Source organism: Pseudomonas sp. E102, assembly GCF_052660185.1.
In genome coordinates this window covers 3,286,013-3,309,313 of sequence record NZ_CP084025.1, presented here as the reverse complement: position 1 = coordinate 3,309,313, position 23,301 = coordinate 3,286,013, and the positions used below count along the sequence as shown (strand labels likewise).

Annotated in this window: 21 protein-coding genes; 17 read left to right on the top strand and 4 right to left on the bottom strand. The window is 59.6% G+C overall.

What is annotated here, in order from left to right; translation table 11 throughout:
• The first annotated feature begins 349 nt into the window (after positions 1-349).
• The 11 genes from sdhC (at position 350) to DOCECA_RS15005 (ending at position 14,253) form a co-directional block, all read left to right on the top strand.
• Positions 350-724, top strand: coding sequence for a succinate dehydrogenase, cytochrome b556 subunit (gene sdhC / locus DOCECA_RS15055; RefSeq protein WP_445570749.1), 375 nt, complete (start codon positions 350-352; stop codon positions 722-724).
• The gene (gene sdhD / locus DOCECA_RS15050; protein WP_003179222.1) at positions 718-1,086 is read left to right on the top strand and encodes a succinate dehydrogenase, hydrophobic membrane anchor protein; all 369 of its coding nucleotides are present in this window, start codon (positions 718-720) and stop codon (positions 1,084-1,086) included. Before sdhC ends, sdhD begins: the two co-directional genes overlap by 7 nt.
• Before the next feature lie 3 nt (positions 1,087-1,089).
• Positions 1,090-2,862 carry a succinate dehydrogenase flavoprotein subunit gene (sdhA, locus tag DOCECA_RS15045; protein ID WP_039594132.1) on the top strand — a complete coding sequence of 591 codons (1,773 nt, stop codon included), beginning with the start codon at positions 1,090-1,092 and terminating at the stop codon, positions 2,860-2,862.
• An 11-nt stretch (positions 2,863-2,873) separates the two neighbouring features.
• Positions 2,874-3,578, top strand: coding sequence for a succinate dehydrogenase iron-sulfur subunit (locus DOCECA_RS15040; protein WP_039594133.1), 705 nt, complete (start codon positions 2,874-2,876; stop codon positions 3,576-3,578).
• A 262-nt stretch (positions 3,579-3,840) separates the two neighbouring features.
• Positions 3,841-6,672, top strand: a complete 2,832-nt coding sequence (locus DOCECA_RS15035) for a 2-oxoglutarate dehydrogenase E1 component (RefSeq protein WP_420766934.1) — start codon at positions 3,841-3,843, stop codon at positions 6,670-6,672.
• A 42-nt stretch (positions 6,673-6,714) separates the two neighbouring features.
• The gene (gene odhB, locus DOCECA_RS15030; protein ID WP_420766933.1) at positions 6,715-7,938 is read left to right on the top strand and encodes a 2-oxoglutarate dehydrogenase complex dihydrolipoyllysine-residue succinyltransferase; all 1,224 of its coding nucleotides are present in this window, start codon (positions 6,715-6,717) and stop codon (positions 7,936-7,938) included.
• A 111-nt stretch (positions 7,939-8,049) separates the two neighbouring features.
• Positions 8,050-9,486 (top strand): dihydrolipoyl dehydrogenase, encoded by a 1,437-nt coding sequence (gene lpdA / locus DOCECA_RS15025; protein ID WP_434560075.1) that lies wholly within the window; start codon positions 8,050-8,052, stop codon positions 9,484-9,486.
• 197 nt (positions 9,487-9,683) lie between these two features.
• The gene (gene sucC / locus DOCECA_RS15020) at positions 9,684-10,850 is read left to right on the top strand and encodes an ADP-forming succinate--CoA ligase subunit beta (protein WP_003179235.1); all 1,167 of its coding nucleotides are present in this window, start codon (positions 9,684-9,686) and stop codon (positions 10,848-10,850) included.
• Positions 10,850-11,734, top strand: a complete 885-nt coding sequence (gene sucD, locus DOCECA_RS15015) for a succinate--CoA ligase subunit alpha (RefSeq protein ID WP_039594137.1) — start codon at positions 10,850-10,852, stop codon at positions 11,732-11,734. The genes sucC and sucD overlap by 1 nt, the downstream gene beginning before the upstream one ends.
• A 331-nt stretch (positions 11,735-12,065) precedes the next feature.
• Positions 12,066-13,379, top strand: coding sequence for a branched-chain amino acid transport system II carrier protein (brnQ, locus tag DOCECA_RS15010; RefSeq protein ID WP_445570748.1), 1,314 nt, complete (start codon positions 12,066-12,068; stop codon positions 13,377-13,379).
• A gap of 136 nt (positions 13,380-13,515) precedes the next feature.
• The gene (locus DOCECA_RS15005; protein WP_420766930.1) at positions 13,516-14,253 is read left to right on the top strand and encodes a DUF599 domain-containing protein; all 738 of its coding nucleotides are present in this window, start codon (positions 13,516-13,518) and stop codon (positions 14,251-14,253) included.
• A gap of 73 nt (positions 14,254-14,326) precedes the next feature.
• Here the strand turns inward: DOCECA_RS15005 and DOCECA_RS15000 are convergent, their stop codons facing one another.
• Positions 14,327-14,578 carry a hypothetical protein gene (locus tag DOCECA_RS15000; RefSeq protein WP_420766929.1) on the bottom strand — a complete coding sequence of 84 codons (252 nt, stop codon included), beginning with the start codon at positions 14,576-14,578 and terminating at the stop codon, positions 14,327-14,329.
• Between the two features lie 147 nt (positions 14,579-14,725).
• Here DOCECA_RS15000 and DOCECA_RS14995 point away from each other — a divergent pair, with 147 nt between their 5' ends.
• The 4 genes from DOCECA_RS14995 (at position 14,726) to DOCECA_RS14980 (ending at position 18,449) form a co-directional block, all read left to right on the top strand.
• Positions 14,726-15,202: a PaaI family thioesterase gene (locus DOCECA_RS14995; protein WP_434560070.1), complete on the top strand. Its 477-nt coding sequence runs from the start codon at positions 14,726-14,728 to the stop codon at positions 15,200-15,202.
• Positions 15,199-15,660 (top strand): PaaI family thioesterase, encoded by a 462-nt coding sequence (locus DOCECA_RS14990; RefSeq protein WP_434648589.1) that lies wholly within the window; start codon positions 15,199-15,201, stop codon positions 15,658-15,660. The genes DOCECA_RS14995 and DOCECA_RS14990 overlap by 4 nt, the downstream gene beginning before the upstream one ends.
• Before the next feature lie 87 nt (positions 15,661-15,747).
• Complete coding sequence (htpG, locus tag DOCECA_RS14985; RefSeq protein WP_420766926.1) at positions 15,748-17,652, top strand: molecular chaperone HtpG; 1,905 nt, start codon at positions 15,748-15,750, stop codon at positions 17,650-17,652.
• 68 nt (positions 17,653-17,720) lie between these two features.
• Positions 17,721-18,449, top strand: a complete 729-nt coding sequence (locus DOCECA_RS14980; RefSeq protein WP_434607162.1) for a dienelactone hydrolase family protein — start codon at positions 17,721-17,723, stop codon at positions 18,447-18,449.
• A 153-nt stretch (positions 18,450-18,602) separates the two neighbouring features.
• Here DOCECA_RS14980 and DOCECA_RS14975 read toward each other — a convergent pair whose 3' ends face one another.
• Positions 18,603-19,463, bottom strand: coding sequence for a pirin family protein (locus DOCECA_RS14975; RefSeq protein ID WP_434648585.1), 861 nt, complete (start codon positions 19,461-19,463; stop codon positions 18,603-18,605).
• Between the two features lie 120 nt (positions 19,464-19,583).
• On the opposite strand from DOCECA_RS14975, the gene DOCECA_RS14970 reads away from it, so the two are divergent.
• Together DOCECA_RS14970 and DOCECA_RS14965 are read left to right on the top strand one after the other, a co-directional pair.
• A complete protein-coding gene (locus DOCECA_RS14970) occupies positions 19,584-20,600 on the top strand; it encodes an amidohydrolase family protein (protein WP_445570747.1) in 1,017 nt (338 codons plus the stop codon).
• Between the two features lie 146 nt (positions 20,601-20,746).
• Positions 20,747-21,211, top strand: a complete 465-nt coding sequence (locus DOCECA_RS14965; protein ID WP_445570746.1) for a DUF3859 domain-containing protein — start codon at positions 20,747-20,749, stop codon at positions 21,209-21,211.
• Positions 21,212-21,403: 192 nt separating this feature from the next.
• Here the strand turns inward: DOCECA_RS14965 and fabB are convergent, their stop codons facing one another.
• A complete protein-coding gene (gene fabB, locus DOCECA_RS14960; RefSeq protein ID WP_420766921.1) occupies positions 21,404-22,624 on the bottom strand; it encodes a beta-ketoacyl-ACP synthase I in 1,221 nt (406 codons plus the stop codon).
• An 11-nt stretch (positions 22,625-22,635) separates the two neighbouring features.
• Complete coding sequence (gene fabA, locus DOCECA_RS14955) at positions 22,636-23,151, bottom strand: 3-hydroxyacyl-[acyl-carrier-protein] dehydratase FabA (RefSeq protein WP_030138344.1); 516 nt, start codon at positions 23,149-23,151, stop codon at positions 22,636-22,638.
• Positions 23,152-23,301 lie beyond the last annotated feature (150 nt).

The following is a 23,301-nucleotide window of genomic DNA, read 5'->3' as shown; positions in this document are numbered from 1 at the left end:
GCTTGGAATCATCAGACAGACCCCCCACGCAGGGCCCGCACCACTATAGTGAGATAAATCCGAATGTCAATTTGCCTAAAGTCTTGCTCCAGAAGGCTTTAACCGGACTTTTTCCGCGAAATTGCCTGCCGTTTACGCCTTTTGCCTCATATGTGCAATGCGCTATTAGGGGAAGGTGAACGCGTTGTCATTAGTAGCCTAACTGTCTATACTCGGCCACCGACCGCCAGGGGCTTTTGGGCCTGCTTTCTTGGGGGTCGTCACTCCCTGGGTGGTGAGTACCTGACCAGTGCGCGCCCCAACAACTTTGCCCTGATTGTTAGGGGCTCTTCAGTGTGAAAAAAAAGCCGTGAAAAGCCAACGACCTGTAAACCTAGACCTAAGGACCATCAAACTCCCAGTCACTGCTTACACGTCCATTCTTCACCGTATTTCCGGTGTCATCCTCTTCATCAGCCTGGCCATCATGCTTTATGCATTGGACAAGTCGCTCGATTCGGAAGAAGGCTTCGGTCAGGTGAAAGCGTGTCTGACCAGTCCGCTAGCCAAGCTAGTGATTTGGGGCATCCTGTCCGCCTTGCTGTATCACTTGGTCGCCGGTGTGCGCCACTTGATCATGGACATGGGCATCGGTGAGACGCTGGAAGGCGGCAAGCTGGGCTCGAAAATCGTTATCGCCGTTTCGGTGGTGGTAATCGTTCTGGCAGGAGTCTGGATATGGTAACCAACGTCACGAACCTCTCGCGTTCTGGCCTGTATGACTGGATGGCGCAGCGTGTGTCTGCGGTCGTTCTCGCGGCTTATTTCATCTTTCTGATTGGATATGTAGTCGCCAACCCCGGCCTGGGCTACGCCCAATGGCATGAACTGTTTGCAAACAACTGGATGCGTATCTTCAGTCTGCTGGCACTTGTCGCACTGGGCGCCCACGCCTGGGTCGGCATGTGGACCATCGCGACCGACTACCTGACGCAGATGGCGTTCGGCAAGTCGGCGACTGCCGTACGTTTCCTCTTCCAGGCAGTATGCGGCGTTGCGATGTTCGCTTACTTCGTCTGGGGTGTGCAGATTCTCTGGGGTATCTGATTCATGGCTAACATTCCAACGATTTCTTTCGACGCCATCATCATTGGTGGTGGCGGTGCCGGCATGCGCGCTGCGCTGCAACTGGCACAGGGCGGTCACAAGACTGCCGTGATCACCAAGGTTTTCCCGACCCGTTCGCATACCGTGTCCGCCCAGGGTGGCATCACCTGCGCCATCGCTTCGGCCGACCCGAACGATGACTGGCGCTGGCACATGTACGATACCGTCAAGGGTTCCGACTACATCGGTGACCAGGACGCTATCGAATATATGTGTCAAGAAGGCCCGGCCGCTGTGTTCGAGCTGGACCACATGGGCCTGCCGTTCTCGCGTACCGAAACCGGCCGCATCTACCAGCGTCCGTTCGGCGGCCAGTCCAAGGACTATGGCAAGGGCGGCCAGGCGGCGCGTACTTGCGCGGCGTCCGACCGTACCGGTCACGCTCTGCTGCACACCCTTTATCAGGGCAACCTGAAAGCCGGCACCACGTTCCTGAACGAGTATTACGCCGTCGACCTGGTGAAAAACCAGGACGGCGCGTTCGTCGGTGTGATCGCGATCTGCATCGAAACCGGCGAAACCACTTACATCCGCTCGAAAGCCACCGTATTGGCGACCGGCGGTGCAGGCCGTATCTACGCCTCCACCACCAACGCCCTGATCAACACCGGTGACGGCGTTGGCATGGCCCTGCGTGCTGGCGTGCCGGTGCAAGACATCGAAATGTGGCAGTTCCACCCGACCGGCATCGCCGGCGCTGGTGTACTGGTCACCGAAGGCTGCCGTGGTGAAGGCGGTTACCTGATCAACAAGCACGGCGAGCGTTTCATGGAGCGTTATGCTCCGAACGCCAAGGACCTTGCCGGTCGCGACGTCGTGGCTCGTTCGATGGTTAAAGAGATCATCGCCGGCAACGGCTGTGGCCCGAATGGCGACCACGTGATGCTCAAGCTCGACCACCTTGGCGAGGAAGTGCTGCACAGCCGCCTGCCGGGTATCTGCGAGCTGTCGAAGACCTTCGCTCACGTCGACCCAGTCGTTGCGCCGGTTCCAGTGGTTCCAACGTGCCACTATATGATGGGCGGCGTTGCCACCAACATTCATGGCCAGGCAATCACTCAGAACGCCGAAGGCGTGGACGAAATCATCCCTGGCTTGTTCGCCGTGGGTGAAGTGGCTTGCGTATCGGTACACGGTGCCAACCGCCTGGGCGGCAACTCGCTGCTCGACCTGGTGGTGTTCGGCCGCGCTGCCGGCCTGCACTTGGAAAAAGCGCTGACCGACGGTATCGAATACCGCGACGCCAGCGACACCGACATCGACGTGGCCCTCAAGCGTCTGGCTGGCCTCAACGAGCGCACCGAAGGCGAAGACGTCGCCACCCTGCGCCGCGAGCTGCAAAGCTGCATGCAGAACTACTTCGGTGTGTTCCGTACCGGCGAGTACATGCAGAAGGGTATTGCCCAGCTCGCACAATTGCGTGAACGAATCGCCAACGTGAAGATCAACGATAAGTCGCAGGCGTTCAACACTGCGCGTATCGAAGCGCTGGAGCTGCAGAACCTGCTGGAAGTGGCCGAAGCCACCGCCATCGCCGCAGAAGTGCGCAAAGAGTCCCGTGGTGCCCACGCCCGCGAAGACTTCGAAGACCGTGACGACGAAAACTGGCTGTGCCACACCTTGTACTTCCCAGGTGAAAAACGCGTCGCCAAGCGTGCCGTGAACTTCTCGCCGAAGACTGTTCCGACTTTCGAACCAAAAGTCCGGACTTATTAAGGGTGACCGCTATGTTGCAAGTCAGTGTTTATCGCTACAACCCTGATCAGGACGCCGCGCCGTTCATGCAGGACTTCCAGGTCGATACCGGTGGTAAAGACCTGATGGTGCTGGACGTGCTGGCCTTGATCAAAGAGCAGGACGAAGGTTTTTCCTATCGTCGCTCGTGCCGCGAGGGCGTTTGTGGCTCCGATGGCATGAACATCAACGGCAAGAACGGCCTGGCCTGCATCACGCCGCTGTCGGCTGTGGTCAAGGGCAACAAGCTGATCGTTCGTCCGCTGCCAGGTTTGCCGGTCATCCGTGACCTGGTCGTCGATATGAGCATCTTCTACAAGCAATACGAGAAGGTGAAGCCATTCCTGCAGAACGACACGCCGGCTCCGGCCATCGAGCGTCTGCAGTCCCCTGAAGAGCGTGAAAAGCTCGACGGTCTGTACGAGTGCATCCTGTGCGCTTGCTGCTCGACCTCGTGCCCATCCTTCTGGTGGAACCCGGACAAATTCCTGGGCCCGGCCGCCCTGCTGCAAGCGTACCGCTTCCTGGCAGACAGCCGTGACACCAAGACGTCCGAGCGTCTGGCCGCACTGGATGACCCGTTCAGCGTATTCCGCTGCCGCGGGATCATGAACTGCGTCAACGTCTGCCCGAAAGGCCTGAACCCGACTAAGGCCATCGGTCACGTACGTAACATGCTGCTGCAAAACGGCGTGTGATTCAGCTGCTGTACCCGTAGAACCGCTGTACCCGTAGAGGCGAGGGCGTGGGCTTCAACCCACGTCCTGGCTATAACCAGAACAGCCGCTCACAAAGCGGTCGTTCTTATTTTGAAGAAATGAGACAAGCAGGGGCATCCGGGCTGGTACCCGGACTATCAGCGTGATCCTAAGTGGCTTGTTTTAGTCGCTGCACTCGGACTTCTGCAAGTTTGCTCGGTGTTTTCGCCGGTGGTGTTCCCCTAATCGAGGGTGACCAAGCATGCAAGAAAGCGTGATGCAGCGCATGTGGAACAGTGCCCACCTCTCCGGTGGTAACGCTGCCTATGTGGAAGAGCTCTACGAGCTCTACCTGCACGACCCTAACGCTGTGCCAGAAGAATGGCGCACCTACTTTCAGAAGTTGCCGGCTGACGGTAACTCTGCCACCGATGTTTCGCACTCGACGATTCGCGATCATTTCGTGCTGCTGGCAAAGAACCAGCGCCGCGCTCAACCGGTTTCCGCCGGCAGCGTGAGCTCCGAGCATGAGAAGAAGCAAGTTGAAGTGCTGCGACTGATCCAGGCCTACCGGATGCGTGGCCACCAGGCAGCCCAGCTGGACCCGCTGGGGCTGTGGCAGCGTCCTGCTCCTGCAGACCTGTCGATCACTCATTACGGCTTGACCAATGCCGATCTTGATACGACCTTCCGTGCCGGCGACCTGTTCATCGGCAAAGAGGAAGCGAGCCTACGCGAAATTCACGAAGCGTTGCAGCAGACATATTGCCGCACCATCGGCGCTGAATTCACGCACATCACCGATTCCGAGCAGCGCCAGTGGTTCCAGCAGCGTCTGGAAAGCGTTCGTGGCCGTCCGACGTACTCCGCCGACATCAAGAGCCACTTGCTCGAGCGCGTCACCGCCGGTGAAGGCTTGGAAAAATACCTGGGCACCAAATACCCAGGCACCAAGCGTTTCGGCCTGGAAGGCGGCGAAAGCCTGATTCCGATGCTGGACGAGCTGATCCAGCGCTCCGGTTCCTACGGCACCAAGGAAGTCGTCATCGGCATGGCCCACCGTGGCCGCCTGAACGTACTGGTCAACACCTTCGGCAAGAACCCACGCGAGCTGTTCGACGAGTTCGAAGGCAAGAAGAAGGTCGAGCTGGGTTCCGGTGACGTGAAGTATCACCAGGGCTTCTCGTCCAACGTGATGACCACAGGTGGCGAAGTCCACTTGGCCATGGCGTTCAACCCGTCCCACCTGGAAATCGTTTCCCCGGTGGTCGAGGGTTCCGTCCGTGCGCGTCAGGATCGTCGCAACGATCCGACCGGTGAGAAGGTATTGCCGATTTCGATCCACGGTGACGCGGCATTCGCCGGTCAAGGCGTGGTCATGGAAACCTTCCAGATGTCCCAGACCCGCGGTTTCAAGACCGGTGGTACGGTTCACATCGTCATCAACAACCAGGTCGGTTTCACCATCAGCAACCCGCTGGACTCGCGTTCCACCGAGTACGCAACCGACGTCGCGAAAATGATCCAGGCGCCGATTCTCCATGTGAATGGCGATGACCCGGAAGCCGTGCTGTTCGTGACCCAGCTGGCCATCGACTACCGCATGCAGTACAAGCGCGACGTGGTGATCGACCTGGTCTGCTACCGTCGTCGCGGCCACAACGAGGCCGACGAGCCAAGCGGCACCCAGCCGCTGATGTACCAGCAGATCGCCAAGCAGCGCACCACCCGTGAGCTGTACGCCGAGCGCCTGACCCAGAGCGGTGTTCTGGATGCCGAGCGCGTCCAGGAAAAAGTCGATGAATATCGCAACGCCCTGGATAACGGCCTGCACGTTGTGAAGAGCCTGGTCAAGGAACCGAACAAGGAACTGTTCGTGGACTGGCGTCCTTACCTGGGCCACGCCTGGACCGCTCGTCACGACACGCGCTTCGATCTCAAGACCTTGCAGGAACTGTCCGCCAAGCTGCTGGAAATCCCGGAAGGCTTTGTGGTCCAGCGTCAGGTCGCGAAGATCTACGAAGACCGGCAGAAGATGCAAGCCGGCGGCCTGCCGATCAACTGGGGTTACGCCGAAACCATGGCGTACGCGACCCTGGCGTTCGAAGGTCACCCGATTCGCATCACCGGCCAGGACGTAGGCCGCGGCACTTTCTCGCACCGTCACGCGGCGCTGCACAACCAGAAAGACGCCAGCACCTACATCCCGCTGCAACACCTGTACAAGGGCCAGCCACGTTTCGACCTGTACGATTCGCTGCTGTCCGAAGAAGCCGTCCTGGCGTTCGAATATGGCTATTCCACCACCGAGCCGAATGCGCTGGTGATCTGGGAAGCCCAGTTCGGCGACTTCGCCAACGGTGCCCAGGTGGTTGTCGACCAGTTCATCACCAGCGGCGAGCACAAGTGGGGTCGTCTCTGCGGCCTGACCATGCTGTTGCCACACGGTTATGAAGGGCAGGGGCCGGAGCACTCTTCGGCGCGTCTGGAGCGTTACCTGCAACTGTGCGCCGAGCACAACGTCCAGGTTTGCGTACCAACGACCCCGGCGCAGATCTACCACCTGCTGCGTCGTCAGGTCATCCGTCCGCTGCGCAAGCCGCTGATCGTGCTGACACCGAAGTCGTTGCTGCGTCACAAACTGGCGATTTCCACGCTCGAAGACCTGGCCGAAGGCTCGTTCCAGACCGTCATTTCGGAAATCGATACCCTGGACGCGGCGAAGGTGACCCGCCTGATCCTGTGCAGCGGCAAGGTCTACTACGACCTGCTGGAAAAACGTCGTGCCGAAGGCCGCGAAGACATCGCCATCGTGCGTATCGAGCAGCTTTACCCGTTCCCGGAAGAGGACCTGATGGAGGCCATCGCGCCTTACACCAACCTCACCCATGTGGTGTGGTGTCAGGAAGAACCGATGAACCAAGGCGCGTGGTACAGCAGCCAGCATCACCTGCGTCGCAGCATCGGCAACCATAACAAGGCCCTGGGCCTTGAATATGCCGGCCGTGATGCGTCTGCGGCACCTGCTTGTGGTTATGCATCGATGCACGCCGAGCAGCAGGAAAAGCTGCTGCAAGATGCCTTTACCGTTTAATGCCTTCGCGCACCTGAAACCGAATTTAAGGAACCACAGATAATGGCTATCGAGATCAAAGCCCCCACTTTCCCGGAATCGGTTGCCGATGGCACCATTGCCACCTGGCACAAAAAACCGGGCGACGCGGTCAAGCGCGACGAACTGATCGTCGACATCGAAACCGACAAGGTCGTGTTGGAAGTACTGGCCGAAGCTGACGGCGTCCTGGGCGCTATCGTCAAGAACGAAGGCGACACCGTGCTGTCCGCTGAAGTCCTGGGCTCCATCGAAGAGGGCGGTGCTGCCGCCGCCGCTCCAGCCGCCGCTGCCGCACCGGCTGCTGCTCAAGCCGACGCGCCTGCTGCCTCGGGCGAAGACGATCCAGTCGCCGCTCCGGCCGCTCGCAAGCTGGCTGAAGAAAACGGCATCAACATCGCTTCCGTTGCCGGTACCGGCAAAGGCGGTCGCGTGACTAAGGAAGATGTGGTTGCCGCCGTTGCCGCCAAGAAAGCCGCTCCAGCCGCTGCCCCGGCCAAGCCAGCCGCGCCTGCCGCTTCCGCGCCAGTGTTCGCTGCCGGTGACCGCGTTGAAAAACGCGTTCCGATGACCCGCCTGCGTGCCAAGGTCGCCGAGCGCCTGGTTGAAGCCCAGTCGAACATGGCGATGCTGACCACGTTCAACGAAGTCGACATGACCGAAGTCATGGCCCTGCGTTCGAAGTACAAGGACCTGTTCGAGAAGTCCCACAACGGCGTACGCCTGGGCTTCATGTCGTTCTTCGTCAAGGCTGCCACCGAAGCGCTGAAACGCTTCCCGGCCGTCAACGCGTCGATCGACGGTTCCGACATCGTGTACCACGGCTACGCCGACATCGGTGTTGCGGTCTCCAGCGACCGTGGCCTGGTGGTTCCGGTCCTGCGCAACGCCGAGCTGATGAGCCTGGCCGAAATCGAAGGCGGCATCGCTACCTTCGGCAAGAAGGCCCGTGACGGCAAGCTGTCCATCGAAGAGATGACCGGCGGTACGTTCACCATCACCAACGGTGGTACATTCGGTTCGATGATGTCGACCCCGATCGTCAACCCGCCGCAAGCGGCTATCCTGGGCATGCACAACATCCTGCAGCGTCCGATGGCGATCAACGGTCAGGTCGTGATTCGTCCGATGATGTACCTGGCTCTGTCCTACGATCACCGCCTGATCGACGGCAAAGAAGCCGTGACGTTCCTGGTAACCATCAAGAACCTGCTTGAAGACCCGGCTCGTCTGCTGCTGGATATCTGATTTTCGCCGCGAGGGCCGGTCTGTCGACCGGCCTCTTGCTGAAACAACCGGTTTCGTCCCTCGACGGTCATCACAAGTGATCGTCCGGTTTGATTCGAAAAGGAATGACTCATGACTCAGAAATTCGACGTGGTAGTGATTGGTGCGGGCCCTGGTGGCTACGTAGCGGCCATCAAGGCTGCGCAACTGGGCCTTACCACTGCCTGCATCGAGAAATACACCGACAAGGAAGGCAAACAGGCCTTGGGCGGTACTTGCCTGAACGTCGGTTGCATTCCTTCCAAGGCGCTGCTGGACAGCTCCTGGAAATACAAGGAAGCGAAAGAAAGCTTCAACGTTCACGGTATCTCTACCGGTGAAGTGAAAATGGACGTCGCCGCGATGGTTGGCCGCAAGGCTGGCATCGTCAAGAACCTGACCAGCGGTGTCGCCACCCTGTTCAAGGCCAACGGCGTGACCTCCATCGAAGGCCACGGCAAGCTGCTGCTGGGCAAGAAAGTCGAAGTGACCAAGCCGGACGGCTCGGTTGAAGTGATCGAAGCCGAAAACGTCATCCTGGCGCCAGGCTCGCGTCCGATCGATATCCCGCCTGCTCCAGTCGACCAGAACGTGATCGTCGATTCCACCGGCGCCCTGGAATTCCAGACCGTGCCAAAACGCCTGGGCGTGATCGGCGCTGGCGTGATCGGCCTCGAGCTGGGTTCGGTATGGTCGCGCCTGGGCGCTGAAGTGACCGTGCTCGAAGCCCTCGACACCTTCCTGATGGCCGCCGACGCCGCGGTTTCCAAGGAAGCGCTGAAGACCCTGACCAAGCAAGGCCTGGACATCAAACTGGGCGCCCGCGTGACCGGCTCCAAGGTCAACGGCGACGAAGTCGTGGTGAACTACACCGACGCCAACGGCGAACAGACCATCACCTTTGACAAGCTGATCGTGGCCGTCGGCCGTCGTCCAGTGACCACCGACCTGCTGTCCGCCGATTGCGGCGTGGAAATCGACGAGCGCGGTTTCATCGCGGTCGATGACCATTGCGCAACCGCCGTACCGGGCGTCTTCGCCATCGGCGACGTGGTTCGCGGCATGATGCTGGCCCACAAGGCTTCCGAAGAAGGCATCATGGTCGTCGAGCGCATCAAAGGCCACAAGGCCCAGATGAACTACGACCTGATCCCATCGGTTATCTACACCCACCCGGAAATCGCATGGGTTGGTAAAACCGAGCAGGCCTTGAAAGCCGAAGGCGTTGAAGTTAACGTCGGCACCTTCCCGTTCGCCGCCAGTGGCCGTGCCATGGCAGCCAACGATACCGGTGGTTTCGTGAAAGTCATCGCCGATGCCAAGACGGATCGCGTATTGGGCGTTCACGTCATCGGCCCAAGCGCTGCCGAGCTGGTCCAGCAAGGCGCGATCGGTATGGAATTCGGCACCAGCGCCGAGGACCTGGGCATGATGGTCTTCTCCCATCCGACCCTGTCCGAAGCGTTGCACGAAGCGGCCCTGGCTGTGAATGGCGGCGCCATCCACGTGGCCAACCGCAAGAAGCGTTAATAGATAATAAGAAACCACGGCGGTATCGGCCCGTCGTGAGCCTTGCGCGCAAGACTCACCGCGGAATGTCCGCTGGACGCAGTCTTGCGTAGCAGCACCGGTTGACCGGAACGCTACGCAAGCAGCAGTCACAGGTGGTGCGGCACCACAACGGTGCAGCACCGAATGCGCAGTACCTAACGAAGACGGTAATAAGCATGAATCTTCACGAGTATCAGGGTAAGCAGCTGTTCGCTGAGTACGGCCTGCCAGTATCCACCGGCTACGCTGTAGACACCCCGGAAGCGGCAGCAGAAGCTTGCGACAAAATCGGCGGCAGCGAATGGGTCGTCAAAGCCCAGGTTCACGCCGGTGGTCGCGGTAAAGCGGGCGGCGTCAAGCTGGTTCGCAGCAAAGAAGACGCCAAAGCCTTCGCACAGCAGTGGCTGGGCAAGCGTCTGGTGACCTACCAGACCGACGCCAACGGTCAGCCAGTCACCAAGATCCTGGTTGAATCGTGCACTGATATCGCTAAAGAGCTGTACCTGGGCGCTGTCGTTGACCGTTCGAGCCGCCGCATCGTGTTCATGGCTTCCACCGAAGGTGGCGTGGACATCGAGAAAATCGCTCACGACACCCCTGAGAAAATCCTCAAGGCCACCATCGATCCACTGGTTGGCGCACAGCCGTTCCAGGGTCGCGAGCTGGCATTCCAGCTGGGCCTGGAAGGTAAGCAGGTCACTCAGTTCGCCAAGATCTTCGTAGGCCTGGCCAAGCTGTTCCAGGACCACGACCTGGCACTGCTGGAAGTGAACCCGCTGGTGATCAAGGCCGACGGCGATCTGCACTGCCTCGATGCCAAGATCAACATCGACGCCAACGCCATGTACCGTCAGCCTAAGCTGAAGACTTTCCACGATCCGTCGCAAGACGATCCGCGCGAAGCGCACGCTGCCAAGTTCGAACTGAACTACGTAGCCCTGGAAGGCAACATTGGCTGCATGGTCAACGGTGCCGGCCTGGCCATGGGTACCATGGACATCGTCAACCTGCACGGCGGCAAGCCAGCCAACTTCCTCGACGTGGGCGGCGGTGCTACCAAGGAACGCGTTACCGAAGCGTTCAAGATCATCCTGTCCGACACCAACGTCGCTGCAGTACTGGTCAACATCTTCGGCGGCATCGTTCGTTGCGACATGATTGCCGAAGGCATCATCGGCGCCGTGAAAGAAGTCGGCGTGAAAATCCCGGTTGTTGTTCGCCTCGAAGGCAACAACGCTGAGCTGGGCGCTAAAGTACTGGCAGAAAGCGGTTTGAACATCATCGCTGCTACCAGCCTGACCGACGCTGCTCAACAAGTCGTTAAAGCTGCGGAGGGCAAATAATGAGCGTCCTGATCAACAAAGACACCAAGGTTATCTGCCAGGGCATTACCGGTTCGCAAGGTAGTTTCCACACCCAGCAAGCCATCGAGTACGGCACCCAGATGGTTGGCGGCGTAACTCCGGGAAAGGGCGGCACCGAACACCTGGGCCTGCCTGTCTTCAACACCGTGAAAGACGCCGTAGCGGCCACTGGCGCCACCGCCAGCGTGATCTACGTTCCAGCTCCTTTCTGCAAGGACTCCATCCTTGAAGCAGCGTTCGGCGGCATCAAGCTGATCGTTTGCATCACCGAAGGCATCCCGACCATCGACATGCTGGAAGCCAAGGTCAAGTGCGACGAACTGGGTATCACCCTGATCGGCCCTAACTGCCCAGGCGTGATCACTCCAGGCGAATGCAAGATCGGCATCATGCCAGGTCACATTCACTTGCCAGGCAAGGTCGGTATCGTTTCCCGTTCCGGTACCCTGACTTACGAAGCCGTGAAGCAGACCACTGACGCCGGTTTTGGTCAGTCGACTTGCGTCGGCATCGGCGGTGACCCGATCCCAGGCTCCAACTTCATCGACATCCTGAAGCTGTTCCAGGAAGACCCGAAGACCGAAGCGATCGTCATGATCGGTGAGATCGGCGGTTCCGCTGAAGAAGAAGCCGCAGCCTACATCAAGGCCAACGTGACCAAGCCGGTTGTTTCCTACATTGCTGGTGTGACTGCTCCTCCGGGCAAGCGCATGGGCCATGCTGGCGCAATCATCTCTGGCGGCAAAGGCACTGCAGACGAGAAGTTCGCTGCGCTGCAAGACGCAGGCGTGAAAACCGTGCGTTCGCTGGCAGACATCGGCAAGGCCCTGGCCGAGCTGACTGGCTGGGAAATGAAGAAGTAAGCTTCGGCTGATTTTTTCGTTTCAGCAACAAAGGCCACCTTCGGGTGGCCTTTGTCGTTTCTGGCATTGGGTCGCGTTTGCCCTTGTGCGAACCCGGTTAGCTGGAAAAATAGATACGTAAACGCGACACAGAAACGTCGTGTATCGGATAGTTCGCCCTGTAACAGTGCGTTTTTCCGCCAAATTCGTTAGTCTGGCGGCCAATTTTGCGACCGCGGCCCACAAGGCGGCGATGCGCTCAACGGGTCGATCCCATACGGATCGGCAGCATTTCCCTCACCCTTCAGGGAAATCCCTCTCTAAATTCCGATTCAGTAGTGTGGTTTCCTTAATGAAAGTGTTGAAAGGTCAGGACATCCTGGCGCTTGGTTTCATGACATTTGCCCTGTTCGTCGGGGCCGGCAATATCATCTTCCCGCCTATCGTTGGTTTGCAGTCCGGGCCTCATGTCTGGATGGCGGCGTTGGGCTTCCTGATCACTGCGGTTGGGTTGCCGGTGATCACCGTCGTTGCGCTGGCGAAAGTCGGTGGCGCGATGGACGCGTTGAGCAGCCCAATCGGCAAGATTGCCGGTGGCTTGCTGGCGGCAGTTTGCTACCTGGCGGTCGGCCCGCTGTTCGCCACGCCCCGAACCGCCACCGTATCGTTTGAAGTAGGCCTGGCGCCGCTGACCGGCGAAAGTCCGTTGGCGCTGTTTCTCTATAGCGCGGTGTACTTCCTGCTGGTGTTCTTCATTTCGCTCTATCCAGGACGCCTGCTCGATACCGTCGGGCGCTTTCTCGCGCCGCTGAAAATCATCGCCCTGGCCGTGCTCGGCATCGCTGCGTTTGCGCTGCCCGCAGGCGATATCGGCGTGGCGACACCCGAGTACGTGGCGGCTCCGTTTTCCCAAGGCTTCATCAATGGTTACCTGACCATGGATACCCTTGGCGCTCTGGTGTTCGGGATTGTTATCGTCAACGCCATCCGTTCTCGGGGCGTCGAGTCGCCGGCCTTGATCACCCGTTACGCCATCATCGCCGGGCTGATTGCCGGTGTGGGGCTGGCGCTGGTTTATGTCAGCCTGTTCCGCCTGGGCTCCGGTAGCCACGAAGTGGCGGCGGGCGCGACCAACGGCGCCGCTGTGTTGCACGCCTACGTACAGCACACCTTCGGCAGCTTGGGCAGCGGCTTCCTTGCGGTGTTGATTTCCCTGGCATGCCTGGTGACCGCCGTCGGCCTGACCTGCGCCTGCGCCGAGTACTTCAGCCGTGTACTGCCGCTGTCCTACAAGACCTTGGTGATCATCCTCGCGGCATTTTCGCTGCTGGTGTCCAACCTGGGCCTGACCAAGCTGATTGCCCTCTCGATCCCGGTCCTGACTGCGATCTATCCACCTTGTATCGCGCTGGTGGCCCTGAGCTTCTGCAAGGATTTCTGGCACGAGCAAGGTCGGATTGTCGGCCCGGTCATGCTGGTGTCGTTCCTGTTCGGCTTGATCGATGCGCTCAAGGGGGCAGGGCTGGCGGATTGGATGCCGGCGCAACTGGCCCATCTGCCGTTGAGCGAGCAAGGCCTGGCGTGGCTGGTGCCTTCGGTCATGACCCTGGCGGTCGCCGTGGTGTGCGATCGGTTGCTGGGCAAGCGCAGCGAAGCCTTGGCTTAAGCGTCTCGCTGCAGCTCACCGATAAGACCGAAATGCCCCGTATCAGTCGATACGGGGCATTTTTTTGCCCGCGGTGTCTCCCACAGGGTTCGCTGATACTATTGCCACCGATTTTGTTTCTGCCACAGGGAATTGCATGTCATTCATCCAAGCCAACCTGATCCATCTCCTGGCCGCGGTATGGTTCGTCATCTGCTGGGCCGGTTATACCCGGTATGCCTCTTGGAAGGCTCGCGACACGGCATGCTTGGCCAGCGTTATGCATTTGTACCGTGAAGACTGGATGCGACGCATGTTGCTGCGCGACAACCGCATCGCCGATGCCAGCGTGATCGGCAACCTGGAGCGCAACGCGTCGTTTTTTGCCTCCAGTACATTGATTATCCTGGCGGGTATCCTGACGGTGCTCGGAGCGTCTGATCGAGCGGTTTCGTTGCTGGCTGACCTGCCGCTGGTGCAGCAGGCCTCCCAAGGCATGGCGGAAGTGAAGCTGCTGTGTCTGGCGTTGGTGTTCGTCTATGCGTTCTTCACGTTCAGCTGGTGCATGCGCCAATACAATTTCGCCGCCGTCCTGGTGGGGTCGGCGCCGATGATCGGTGAGCGGCACGTGTCCGAGCTTGAGCGCAAGGCCTTTGCTTCGAGGGCGGCGCGGGTTATTTCCATGGCGGCCAACCAGTTCAACTTCGGTTTGCGTTCCTATTATTTCGGCATGACCATGTTGGCCTGGTTCGTCAGCCCGTGGTTGTTCATGTTGATGAGCGCCGGCGTGGTCTTTGTGTTGTATCAGCGCGAGTTCCATTCGGACGTGCTGGACGTCATGGTCTATACGCCCACCGAGGCACCAGCGCCCGAAACCGGCAAGGAAACCGCCTGACGGCGTGACTGGTTGAATCGCAGGCAAAAGAAAACCCGCACCAGGCGGGTTTTCTTTTACTGCTAAAACCGTATCAGTTGGTTTTAGGCGCGTCGGCAGGGGCTTGTTCCTGTTGCGCGGCATTGTTCGATTCAGCCTGATCTTTGGCGGCTTCGGCGTTTTCTTTCGCCGCGTCGTTCACTTTATCCTGTGCTTTGTTCATGTCTTGCTGAGCTTGTTCAGCGTGTTGTTGGGCATCTTGAGCCTTGTCCTCGGATTTTTTATCGCAGGCAGCGAGACCGAGAGAGGCGGCCAACATCAAGGCAATAGCTAAAGTCTTACGCATGGGGTGTTTCTCCTTATGGATATAACTACTGGCCTTTTGAACCGTGCCCTCAGGGTTAAGTTCCTCTCGCTCGTTAGATATATAACTTTGCACACCGATGGAACTTTGCCGGGTGCACCTGAAAGTCCCTGAAGGAGTTATCGGTCAATGGCTGAAGATCCCGTTTTTGAGCGCGCGACCCGCTTTTTATCGGCGCTCAGGCATTGCCACGTGCTGGGCATCAAACTGCACAGCGCCAGTCGCGATGGGTTGACGCTGGAGTTGCCCTACAGCGCTCATCTTGTCGGCAATCCCCTGACGGGCATTGTCCATGGCGGAGCGCTGACTTCATTGATGGACACCGCCTGCGGCATGTCGACCTTATGTGTACTGCCGCAATTCGAAGTCTGCCCGACATTGGACCTGCGCATCGACTACATGCACGCTGCCAGGCCCAACAAGGCCATCTATGGTTTCGCCCAATGCTATCGGGTGACGCCGGATGTGATTTTCAGCCGGGGATTTGCCTATCAGGATGATCCCGAGCAGCCCATTGCCCACGTTGTGGGTACTTTCATGCGCCTGGGCGACAACGCCCGAGGACTCAAGGGAGGCGGCCCCACGGCTGCCGCGCTGACACCATGACCGATCTTACCGAGGTGCAACTGCGCCAGGCTTGCGAGCAGGGTGACGTCGCGATGCTGCTGGCTTCGATTCCCTATGCGCGGCTCATCGGCGTCGAATGCACCCGCCAGGGTGATGATCTGCTGTTTCGCCTGCCGGCCAATAAAGACAACATCGGTAACCCTTTACTGCCCGCTATCCACGGCGGGGTCATCGCCGGATTCATGGAGCTGTCGGCCGCCGTTCATCTGCTGATTGCCACCCGTGCGACCGGTGTGCCGAAGATCATCGATTTTTCCCTGGATTACCTGCGTGCCGGGCAGTTCCGCGACACCTTTGCCCGGTGCCAGGTCTGGCGCCAAGGGCGGCGCGTGGCCAACGTGGCGGTCACGGCCTGGCAAGAGTCCGAAGCCGAACCCATTGCCACCGCCCGTGCTCATTTCAAGATCCCGGCGCCCTCCAGGCCGAGCGGCCCTTGAAATCATCAACGTTGCCCCCACCTTGTGGACATCCCGCCGCCATTCTCTGCGAGGCGGACACCACCATCCACTTGGAGTTTGATGACCATGAGCGTGGAAACTCAAAAGGAAACCCTGGGCTTCCAGACCGAGGTGAAGCAACTGCTGCACCTGATGATTCACTCGCTGTATTCGAATAAGGAAATTTTCCTCCGCGAGCTGATTTCGAACGCCTCCGACGCTGTCGACAAATTACGTTTCGAAGCGCTGTCCAAGCCAGAACTGCTGGAGGGCGGCGCCGAGCTGAAAATCCGTGTGAGCTTCGACAAGGACGCCAAGACCGTCACCCTCGAAGACAACGGTATCGGCATGAGCCGCGACGAGGTGATCACGCACTTGGGCACCATCGCCAAGTCCGGCACAGCCGATTTCATGAAAAACCTGTCTGGCGACCAGAAGAAGGATTCCCACCTGATCGGTCAGTTCGGCGTCGGATTCTATTCCGCGTTCATCGTTGCCGATCACGTTGAAGTGTTCAGCCGCCGTGCCGGCCTCGCCCCGAGCGAAGGCGTGCACTGGTCCTCCAAGGGCGAGGGCGAGTTTGAGGTCGCGACCATCGACAAGGCCGATCGCGGCACCCGCATCGTCCTGCACCTCAAGTCTGGCGAAGACGAGTTTGCCGATGGCTGGCGCCTGCGCAACATCATCAAGAAGTACTCCGACCACATCGCGCTGCCGATCGAGCTGCCGAAGGAAGCCACCGCTGCCGAAGGCGAAGAAAAGCCCGAAGTGGAATGGGAAACCGTCAACCGCGCCAGTGCCTTGTGGACCCGTCCGCGCACCGAGGTAAAGGACGAGGAATACCAGGAGTTCTACAAGCACATCGCCCACGATTACGAAAATCCGCTGAGCTGGAGCCATAACAAGGTCGAAGGCAAGCTGGAATACAACTCGCTGCTGTACGTGCCGGCCCGCGCGCCGTTCGACCTGTACCAGCGCGAAGCGCCACGTGGCCTGAAGCTTTACGTGCAGCGCGTGTTCGTAATGGACCAGGCCGAATCGTTCCTGCCGCTTTACCTGCGCTTCATCAAGGGTGTGGTGGATTCCAATGACCTGTCGCTGAACGTTTCGCGGGAAATCCTGCAGAAAGATCCGATCATCGACTCCATGAAGTCGGCGCTGACCAAGCGCGTGCTGGACATGCTGGAGAAACTGGCGAAGAACGAGCCCGAGCAGTACAAGAGCTTCTGGAAAAACTTCGGCCAGGTCATGAAAGAAGGTCCGGCCGAAGACTTCGCCAACAAAGAGAAGATCGCTGGCCTGCTGCGCTTTGCCTCGACCCAGGGTGAGGATGGCGAACAGATCGTTGGCCTGGCCGACTATCTGGCTCGCGCCAAGGAAGGACAGGACAAGATCTACTACCTGACCGGCGAGACTTATGCACAGGTCAAGAACAGCCCGCACCTGGAAGTCTTCCGCAAGAAAGGCATCGAAGTGCTGCTGCTGACCGATCGCATCGACGAGTGGCTGATGAGCTACCTCAACGAGTTCGACGGCAAGAGCTTCGTCGACGTGGCCCGTGGCGATCTCGACCTTGGCAACCTGGATTCGGAAGAAGACAAGAAAGCTGCCGAAGAAGTCGCCAAGAGCAAAGAAGGCCTGGTCGAGCGGATCAAGACTGCCTTGGGCGAAGCCGTCAGCGAAGTGCGGGTTTCCCACCGCTTGACCGATTCCCCGGCGATCCTGGCCATCGGTGAGCAAGACCTCGGTTTGCAGATGCGCCAGATCCTCGAAGCCAGCGGACAGAAAGTCCCGGACTCCAAGCCGATCTTTGAATTCAACCCGGCCCACCCGCTGGTGGAGAAGCTCGACAACGAGCAGAACGAAGAGCGTTTCGGCGACCTGTCGCACATTCTCTTCGACCAGGCGGCCCTGGCGGCTGGCGACAGCTTGAAAGACCCGGCTGCGTATGTACGTCGCCTGAACAAGCTGTTGGTTGAACTGTCAGCTTGATCAAGTGAGACAAAACCCGCTTCGGCGGGTTTTGTCATTTCTGGTGTTCAGTCAAAGAGGAGTCCGTCATGAGTCAGGTTACGGTTCGTTCGCTGGTCTATCAGGTCGATGGTCAAAGTTATGAGGGGCGCCTGGCCTTCGACGTCAATCAACAGGGCCCACGTCCGGGTTTGCTGATGGCGCCGAACTGGATGGGTGTTGGGGCGGGGGCCGAGGAAATCGCCAGGTCTGTGGCGGCAAACGGATATGTGGTGCTGATTGCCGACCTTTACGGGCAAACAGTGCGCCCGAGCAATGCCGATGAGGCGGGAGCGGCGATGATGCCGCTCAAGAACGACCGGGCGTTGTTGCGCAAGCGCATGCAGGCAGCGTTCGAGCAACTGCAGAGCCAGGACCAAGCGAAGGTCGACACGGCGAAGCTGGCCGCTTTTGGTTTTTGCTTTGGGGGATGCTGCGCCTTGGAGTTGGCTCGCACTGGCGCCCCCTTGAAAGCGACGATCTCATTCCACGGCACCCTGGATACGCCGAACCCGGTTGATGCGCAGAACATCGAGGGCGCGGTATTGGTCCTGCACGGCGCCTCCGACCCGCTGGTGCCAAAGGAACAGCTGCCGGCCTTCGAAGATGAAATGAACGCGGCTGGGGTGGATTGGCAATTGCTGAGCTACGGCGGTGCGGTGCACTCGTTCACCGACCCGCAGGCCAATGTGCCTGGCAAGATGATGTACGACGCCAAGGTCGCCGGACGGGCGTTCCGCTCGATGCATAACCTGCTGGATGAAGTGTTCAAGGGCTGACGTCGGGCCCGGATCTCTTTTGTCTGGTACAAAGCCATCGCGAGCAAGCTCGCACCCACATTGGATCAAGTTGTTCTCGGCATTTGTGAACCGCACCGATTCAGTGAGGGCGCGAGCTTGCTCGCGATGTCTGCCTGACAGGCAACCCTTGAATCAGGGCAACTCGATCCGCTCGCTTTCCCCTGGTACGGTTGGCCAGTTCCCGGCCGCCCAGCGTCGGCGGGCTTCGTCTATGCGGGCCGGGTCGCTGGAGACGAAATTCCAATTCATCCGCCGTGGCCCATCCAAGGGCGCACCGCCGAACAGCACCGCATGGCACTCGGTGTCGGCAGACAGCGTCATTTCTTCCCCGGCAGGCAATATCACCAGTGAATGGGGCTCAAGCGGCTCACCGTCCAACTGCGCCTCGCCGTCCAGGATGTACAGTGCGCGTTCTTCATGTTCCGTGGGAATCAGCAGCGTCGTTGCGGTCTGCAGGTTCAGTTCGGCGTAAAGCGTAGGAGACAGCACTGGCACCGGCGATTCCAGGCAAAAGCCTGACCCGGCGATCATGCGGATGTTCACCCCCAGGTTCTCACTGACCGGCAGGCTCTGTGCCGGATGATGGCTGTAGTGCCCGGGACCTTCCTCGTGAGACTTGGGCGAGGCCAGCCAGATTTGCAGCCCATGCAGCACGAAGCCGCTCTCCAACAACGCTTTCGGTGTCCTCTCGACATGGGCAATGGCGCTGCCGGCGGTCATCCAACTGACATCCCCGGCGTTTACCACCTGATCGGAACCGAGGCTGTCCTTATGCTGGATCTGGCCCTCGAACAAGTAGGTGAGGGTGGACAGACCGATGTGTGGATGTTGGCGAATGTTCATGCCTCGGCCGGCCGGGTAGGACGTTTGCAGCATATGGTCGAAAAACACGAAAGGCCCGACGCTGCGGCATTTAGCGGACGGCAAGGGCCGAAGAATCGGCTGGCCTTCCACGTCTTCTGCGCGGGGACGAACGATGAGGGGAGCGGTCATGGTGTCTTCCAGGTTGAACGACGGATGGGCAGAGCATAACCCGAGGTTGCAACGGACGGCAGCGCCGGCTTGAACCCAGGCGGCACGGCTGGGGTCTATGCTGCTCATGGCCTATGGAGAATGCCCGTGCCCTCGATCCGTTTGATGTTCGCCTGCCTGCTGGCCGTTACGTGCAGCACCGGCTCGGCTCGCGAATATGCCTACAGTGATGCGCACCTGCATTACGTCGATTTCTTCCAGGAAACCGCCGGCATGGCCAAGCTCCTCAAGGCCATGGCGGACAATCGCATCGAGCATGTGATGATTTCCGGCGTGCCCGTGGCGAAGAAATGGCACGAAGACGAACCCAAGCGACCGCGTTACTACGCCGGTGACGATGCGGACGCCTATTGGTACAGCGCCACCGATGTGATTGTCGCTGCCGCGGTGTCCAAGCTCCCCGCTGAGCAACGCCAGCATTTCCATCCATTCCTGTCGGGCTTCAACCCCAATGACAAGAACTCCGATGCGCATATCCAGCGCATGCTCGATCTCTATCCGGGGCTGTGGCAAGGCATCGGCGAAGTGTTCACCCGTCATGACGACCTGACGGCGCTGACCTCCGGCGACACGCCGCGCGCCAACAACGAAGCCATGACCCGCATCTATCACCTGGCGGCGGAGAATGATCTGCCCGTGATGCTGCATTCCAACATCACGTCCAAGCGTGAGAGAAATCCGCTGTACCTGGCAGAAATCGAAGAACCGCTGCGCAACCATCCACACACACGGTTCATCTGGGCCCATGCCGGCACGAGCATGGAGATTCACCGGCACCAGACCCGGCTGGATTTTCTGCTGCCGACCCTGACGCGGATGCTGGAGTCTTATCCCAATCTTTTCATCGACCTGTCCTGGAGCATGCTCACGCCGTATCTACTGGATGAGGCGGGCAAGCCCCGGGACGAATGGTTGAAACTGGTGGAGCGCTTCCCGGAGCGGTTCATGGTGGGATCGGACGTGGTAGGACGGTTCAACAAATTGGGTAAGGAGTTGCACAGCTTCGATCCGTTCCTGGATGCCTTGCCTGAGGATGTGGCGCGGAAGGTGGCGCGGGACAACTTTCTGGCCGTGTTGCCGCGCTCAGTCACCCGCTGAGCCCGCTCCTGTGGCGAGGGAGCAAGCTCCCTCGCCACAGGTCAACCCTGTATCCGGGCTTTAGCTGGCCTGTTGAACACCGCTTTGTCATCAGCCTGTCACCCCCGCGTCATACCCTCGCGCTCATCTCAATCAAGGAGCGCACCATGCACCTCACCCGTTCAAGCGCACTGCTCGCGCTGTTGTTGACCTGCGGCCTGGCCCAGGCGGAAGTTCGTGTCGAAGGCCCGGTGGAATATGGGGTATTCGAAGGGCCGAAGGCCGAGTTGCAATCGGGCGAGCGGGTCTTGCGTCGCAGCAATGAGCAGATCCGCCAGACCGAAAGTGTTCCGGCCAAGCTGGGCACCAAATTCGGCATGCGCTATCAGTTGGCGGGCAAGGTCGCTGACGACCAGCCGTTGACCCTGTTGTACTTCACCCCCGGTATCCGCACACCCGATGGCGTACGCCACGACAAATTCGAAGTCATCCAGAAACTGGTGCCCGGCGCGCCCCGGGACGTCATGGCCTATGAATTTACCGAAAGCCACGAAGTGGTGCCGGGGGAGTGGCGGTTCATGGTGTTCCAGGGGGATCGGCTGTTGACGCAGCAACGGTTTGTCGTGCGCTGAAACTTCATTTGCACAGATCAAAGTGTGGGAGCGAGCCTGCTCGCGAAGGCGGTATGACAGTCAGAGCGTTGTTGCTTGATACTCCGCTTTCGCGAGCAGGCTCGCTCCCACAAGGAATTCAGGCATATCCGTCAGACAAAAAAACGCCCCGAACCAGTCGGGGCGTTTTTGTGTGTGGCGTACCAGCGGGAATTACTTGCCCTGCCAGCGCTTCATCACCAGGGTAGCGTTGGTGCCACCGAAGCCGAAGCTGTTGCTCATCACGGTGTTGATGGTGGCGTTCTCGCGAGTTTGGGTCAGGATAGGCAGGTCGGCCACTTCCGGATCCAGTTCGTCGATGTTGGCGGAACCGGCCATGAAGTTGCCTTCCATCATCAGCATGCAGTAGATCGCTTCGTGAACGCCGGCGGCGCCCAGGGAGTGACCCGACAGGCTCTTGGTGGAGCTGATGGCCGGGGCCTTGTCGCCGAACACTTCGCGCACACCCTTCATTTCCGCGACGTCGCCGACCGGGGTCGAGGTGCCGTGGGTGTTCAGGTAGTCGATCGGTGCATCGACGGTGGACATGGCCATCTGCATGCAGCGCACGGCACCTTCACCGCTCGGTGCGACCATGTCATAGCCGTCGGAGGTGGCGCCGTAGCCGACGATTTCCGCATAGATCTTCGCGCCACGGGCAAGGGCGTGTTCCAGCTCCTCGACCACGACCATGCCACCACCGCCGGCGATGACGAAACCGTCACGGTCGGCGTCGTAGGCACGGGAGGCTTTTTCCGGCGCGTCGTTGCGCTTGCTGGACAGGGCGCCCATGGCGTCGAACAGGAACGACTGGCTCCAATGTTCTTCTTCACCGCCACCGGCGAACACGATGTCCTGCTTGCCCATCTGGATCTGTTCCATGGCGGTACCGATGCAATGGGCACTGGTGGCGCAGGCGGAAGCGATGGAGTAGTTCAGGCCCTTGATCTTGAACGGCGTGGCCAGGCAGGCCGAAACGGTGCTGCTCATGGTCCGCGTGACGCGGTACGGGCCGACACGCTTGACGCCTTTTTCGCGCAGGATGTCCAGCGCTTCCATCTGGTTCAAGGTGGAGGCGCCGCCGGAACCTGCCACGAGGCCGGTCCGTACGTTGGAGACCTGCTCTTCGGTCAGGCCGGAGTCAGCGATGGCGTCTTTCATGGCCAGGTAGGCATAAGCCGCCGCGTGGCCGACGAAACGGTAGATCTTGCGATCGATCAGCTCTTCGAGGTTCAGGTCAATGGAGCCGGAAACCTGGCTACGCAGACCCATTTCGGCATATTCCGGATTGAACCGGATGCCAGGGCGACTTGCACGCAGGTTAGCGGAGACGGTCTCTTTGTCATTGCCCAGGCACGAAACGATGCCCAGACCAGTGATAACGACGCGGCGCATGCGGATAACCCTTAGAAGTTGTCAGTGGAAGTGAAAACGCCAACCCGGAGGCCTTCGGCGGTGTAGATCTCGCGACCGTCGACAGCCACCGAACCATCGGCGATGGCCATGTTCAGCTTGCCCTTGAGGACGCGTTTGATATGGATGTTATAGGTGATCTTCTTCGCAGTCGGCAGTACCTGACCGAAGAACTTCACTTCGCCCGAACCCAGGGCGCGGCCGCGACCCGGCAGGCCTTGCCAGCCGAGGAAAAAGCCGACCAGTTGCCACATGGCATCCAGGCCCAGGCAGCCGGGCATCACCGGATCGCCTTCGAAATGGCAGGCGAAGAACCACAGGTCCGGAGTGATATCCAGCTCGGCGACCAATTCACCTTTGCCGTACTTGCCACCCTCATCGCTGATATGGGTGATGCGATCCACCATCAGCATGTTCGGGGCGGGCAGTTGCGCGTTACCTGGGCCGAACAGCTCACCGCGACTGCAGCGCAGCAGATCTTCCCGAGTAAAGGCGTTTTGTTTGGTCATGCGAGCTCCTCAATAGTCCCATGCGGCAGGGTGGGGCAAATCTTCCCGGCCGATCGAAGCGTTCATGCCTCGAGTCGGCAGCCTACTCATAGACTATTGCGTTGTAGTGAAAGTCACAGCACACGGGAAAATCAATGTACACCTGTGCAC

What these genes read in the sequence shown, in the direction of transcription:
- DOCECA_RS14975 (WP_434648585.1), bottom strand. Translation starts at nt 19,463, where the DNA reads ATGACCGCTCCCCTCATCGTTCGTCCCCGCGCAGAAGACGTGGAAGGC.
- DOCECA_RS14965 (WP_445570746.1), top strand. Translation starts at nt 20,747, where the DNA reads ATGCACCTCACCCGTTCAAGCGCACTGCTCGCGCTGTTGTTGACCTGC.
- sucC (WP_003179235.1), top strand. Translation starts at nt 9,684, where the DNA reads ATGAATCTTCACGAGTATCAGGGTAAGCAGCTGTTCGCTGAGTACGGC.
- DOCECA_RS15005 (WP_420766930.1), top strand. Translation starts at nt 13,516, where the DNA reads ATGTCATTCATCCAAGCCAACCTGATCCATCTCCTGGCCGCGGTATGG.
- sdhD (WP_003179222.1), top strand. Translation starts at nt 718, where the DNA reads ATGGTAACCAACGTCACGAACCTCTCGCGTTCTGGCCTGTATGACTGG.
- fabB (WP_420766921.1), bottom strand. Translation starts at nt 22,624, where the DNA reads ATGCGCCGCGTCGTTATCACTGGTCTGGGCATCGTTTCGTGCCTGGGC.
- DOCECA_RS15040 (WP_039594133.1), top strand. Translation starts at nt 2,874, where the DNA reads ATGTTGCAAGTCAGTGTTTATCGCTACAACCCTGATCAGGACGCCGCG.
- odhB (WP_420766933.1), top strand. Translation starts at nt 6,715, where the DNA reads ATGGCTATCGAGATCAAAGCCCCCACTTTCCCGGAATCGGTTGCCGAT.
- DOCECA_RS14970 (WP_445570747.1), top strand. Translation starts at nt 19,584, where the DNA reads ATGCCCGTGCCCTCGATCCGTTTGATGTTCGCCTGCCTGCTGGCCGTT.
- lpdA (WP_434560075.1), top strand. Translation starts at nt 8,050, where the DNA reads ATGACTCAGAAATTCGACGTGGTAGTGATTGGTGCGGGCCCTGGTGGC.
- DOCECA_RS14980 (WP_434607162.1), top strand. Translation starts at nt 17,721, where the DNA reads ATGAGTCAGGTTACGGTTCGTTCGCTGGTCTATCAGGTCGATGGTCAA.
- brnQ (WP_445570748.1), top strand. Translation starts at nt 12,066, where the DNA reads ATGAAAGTGTTGAAAGGTCAGGACATCCTGGCGCTTGGTTTCATGACA.
- htpG (WP_420766926.1), top strand. Translation starts at nt 15,748, where the DNA reads ATGAGCGTGGAAACTCAAAAGGAAACCCTGGGCTTCCAGACCGAGGTG.
- DOCECA_RS14990 (WP_434648589.1), top strand. Translation starts at nt 15,199, where the DNA reads ATGACCGATCTTACCGAGGTGCAACTGCGCCAGGCTTGCGAGCAGGGT.
- sdhA (WP_039594132.1), top strand. Translation starts at nt 1,090, where the DNA reads ATGGCTAACATTCCAACGATTTCTTTCGACGCCATCATCATTGGTGGT.
- DOCECA_RS15000 (WP_420766929.1), bottom strand. Translation starts at nt 14,578, where the DNA reads ATGCGTAAGACTTTAGCTATTGCCTTGATGTTGGCCGCCTCTCTCGGT.
- sucD (WP_039594137.1), top strand. Translation starts at nt 10,850, where the DNA reads ATGAGCGTCCTGATCAACAAAGACACCAAGGTTATCTGCCAGGGCATT.
- DOCECA_RS15035 (WP_420766934.1), top strand. Translation starts at nt 3,841, where the DNA reads ATGCAAGAAAGCGTGATGCAGCGCATGTGGAACAGTGCCCACCTCTCC.
- DOCECA_RS14995 (WP_434560070.1), top strand. Translation starts at nt 14,726, where the DNA reads ATGGCTGAAGATCCCGTTTTTGAGCGCGCGACCCGCTTTTTATCGGCG.
- fabA (WP_030138344.1), bottom strand. Translation starts at nt 23,151, where the DNA reads ATGACCAAACAAAACGCCTTTACTCGGGAAGATCTGCTGCGCTGCAGT.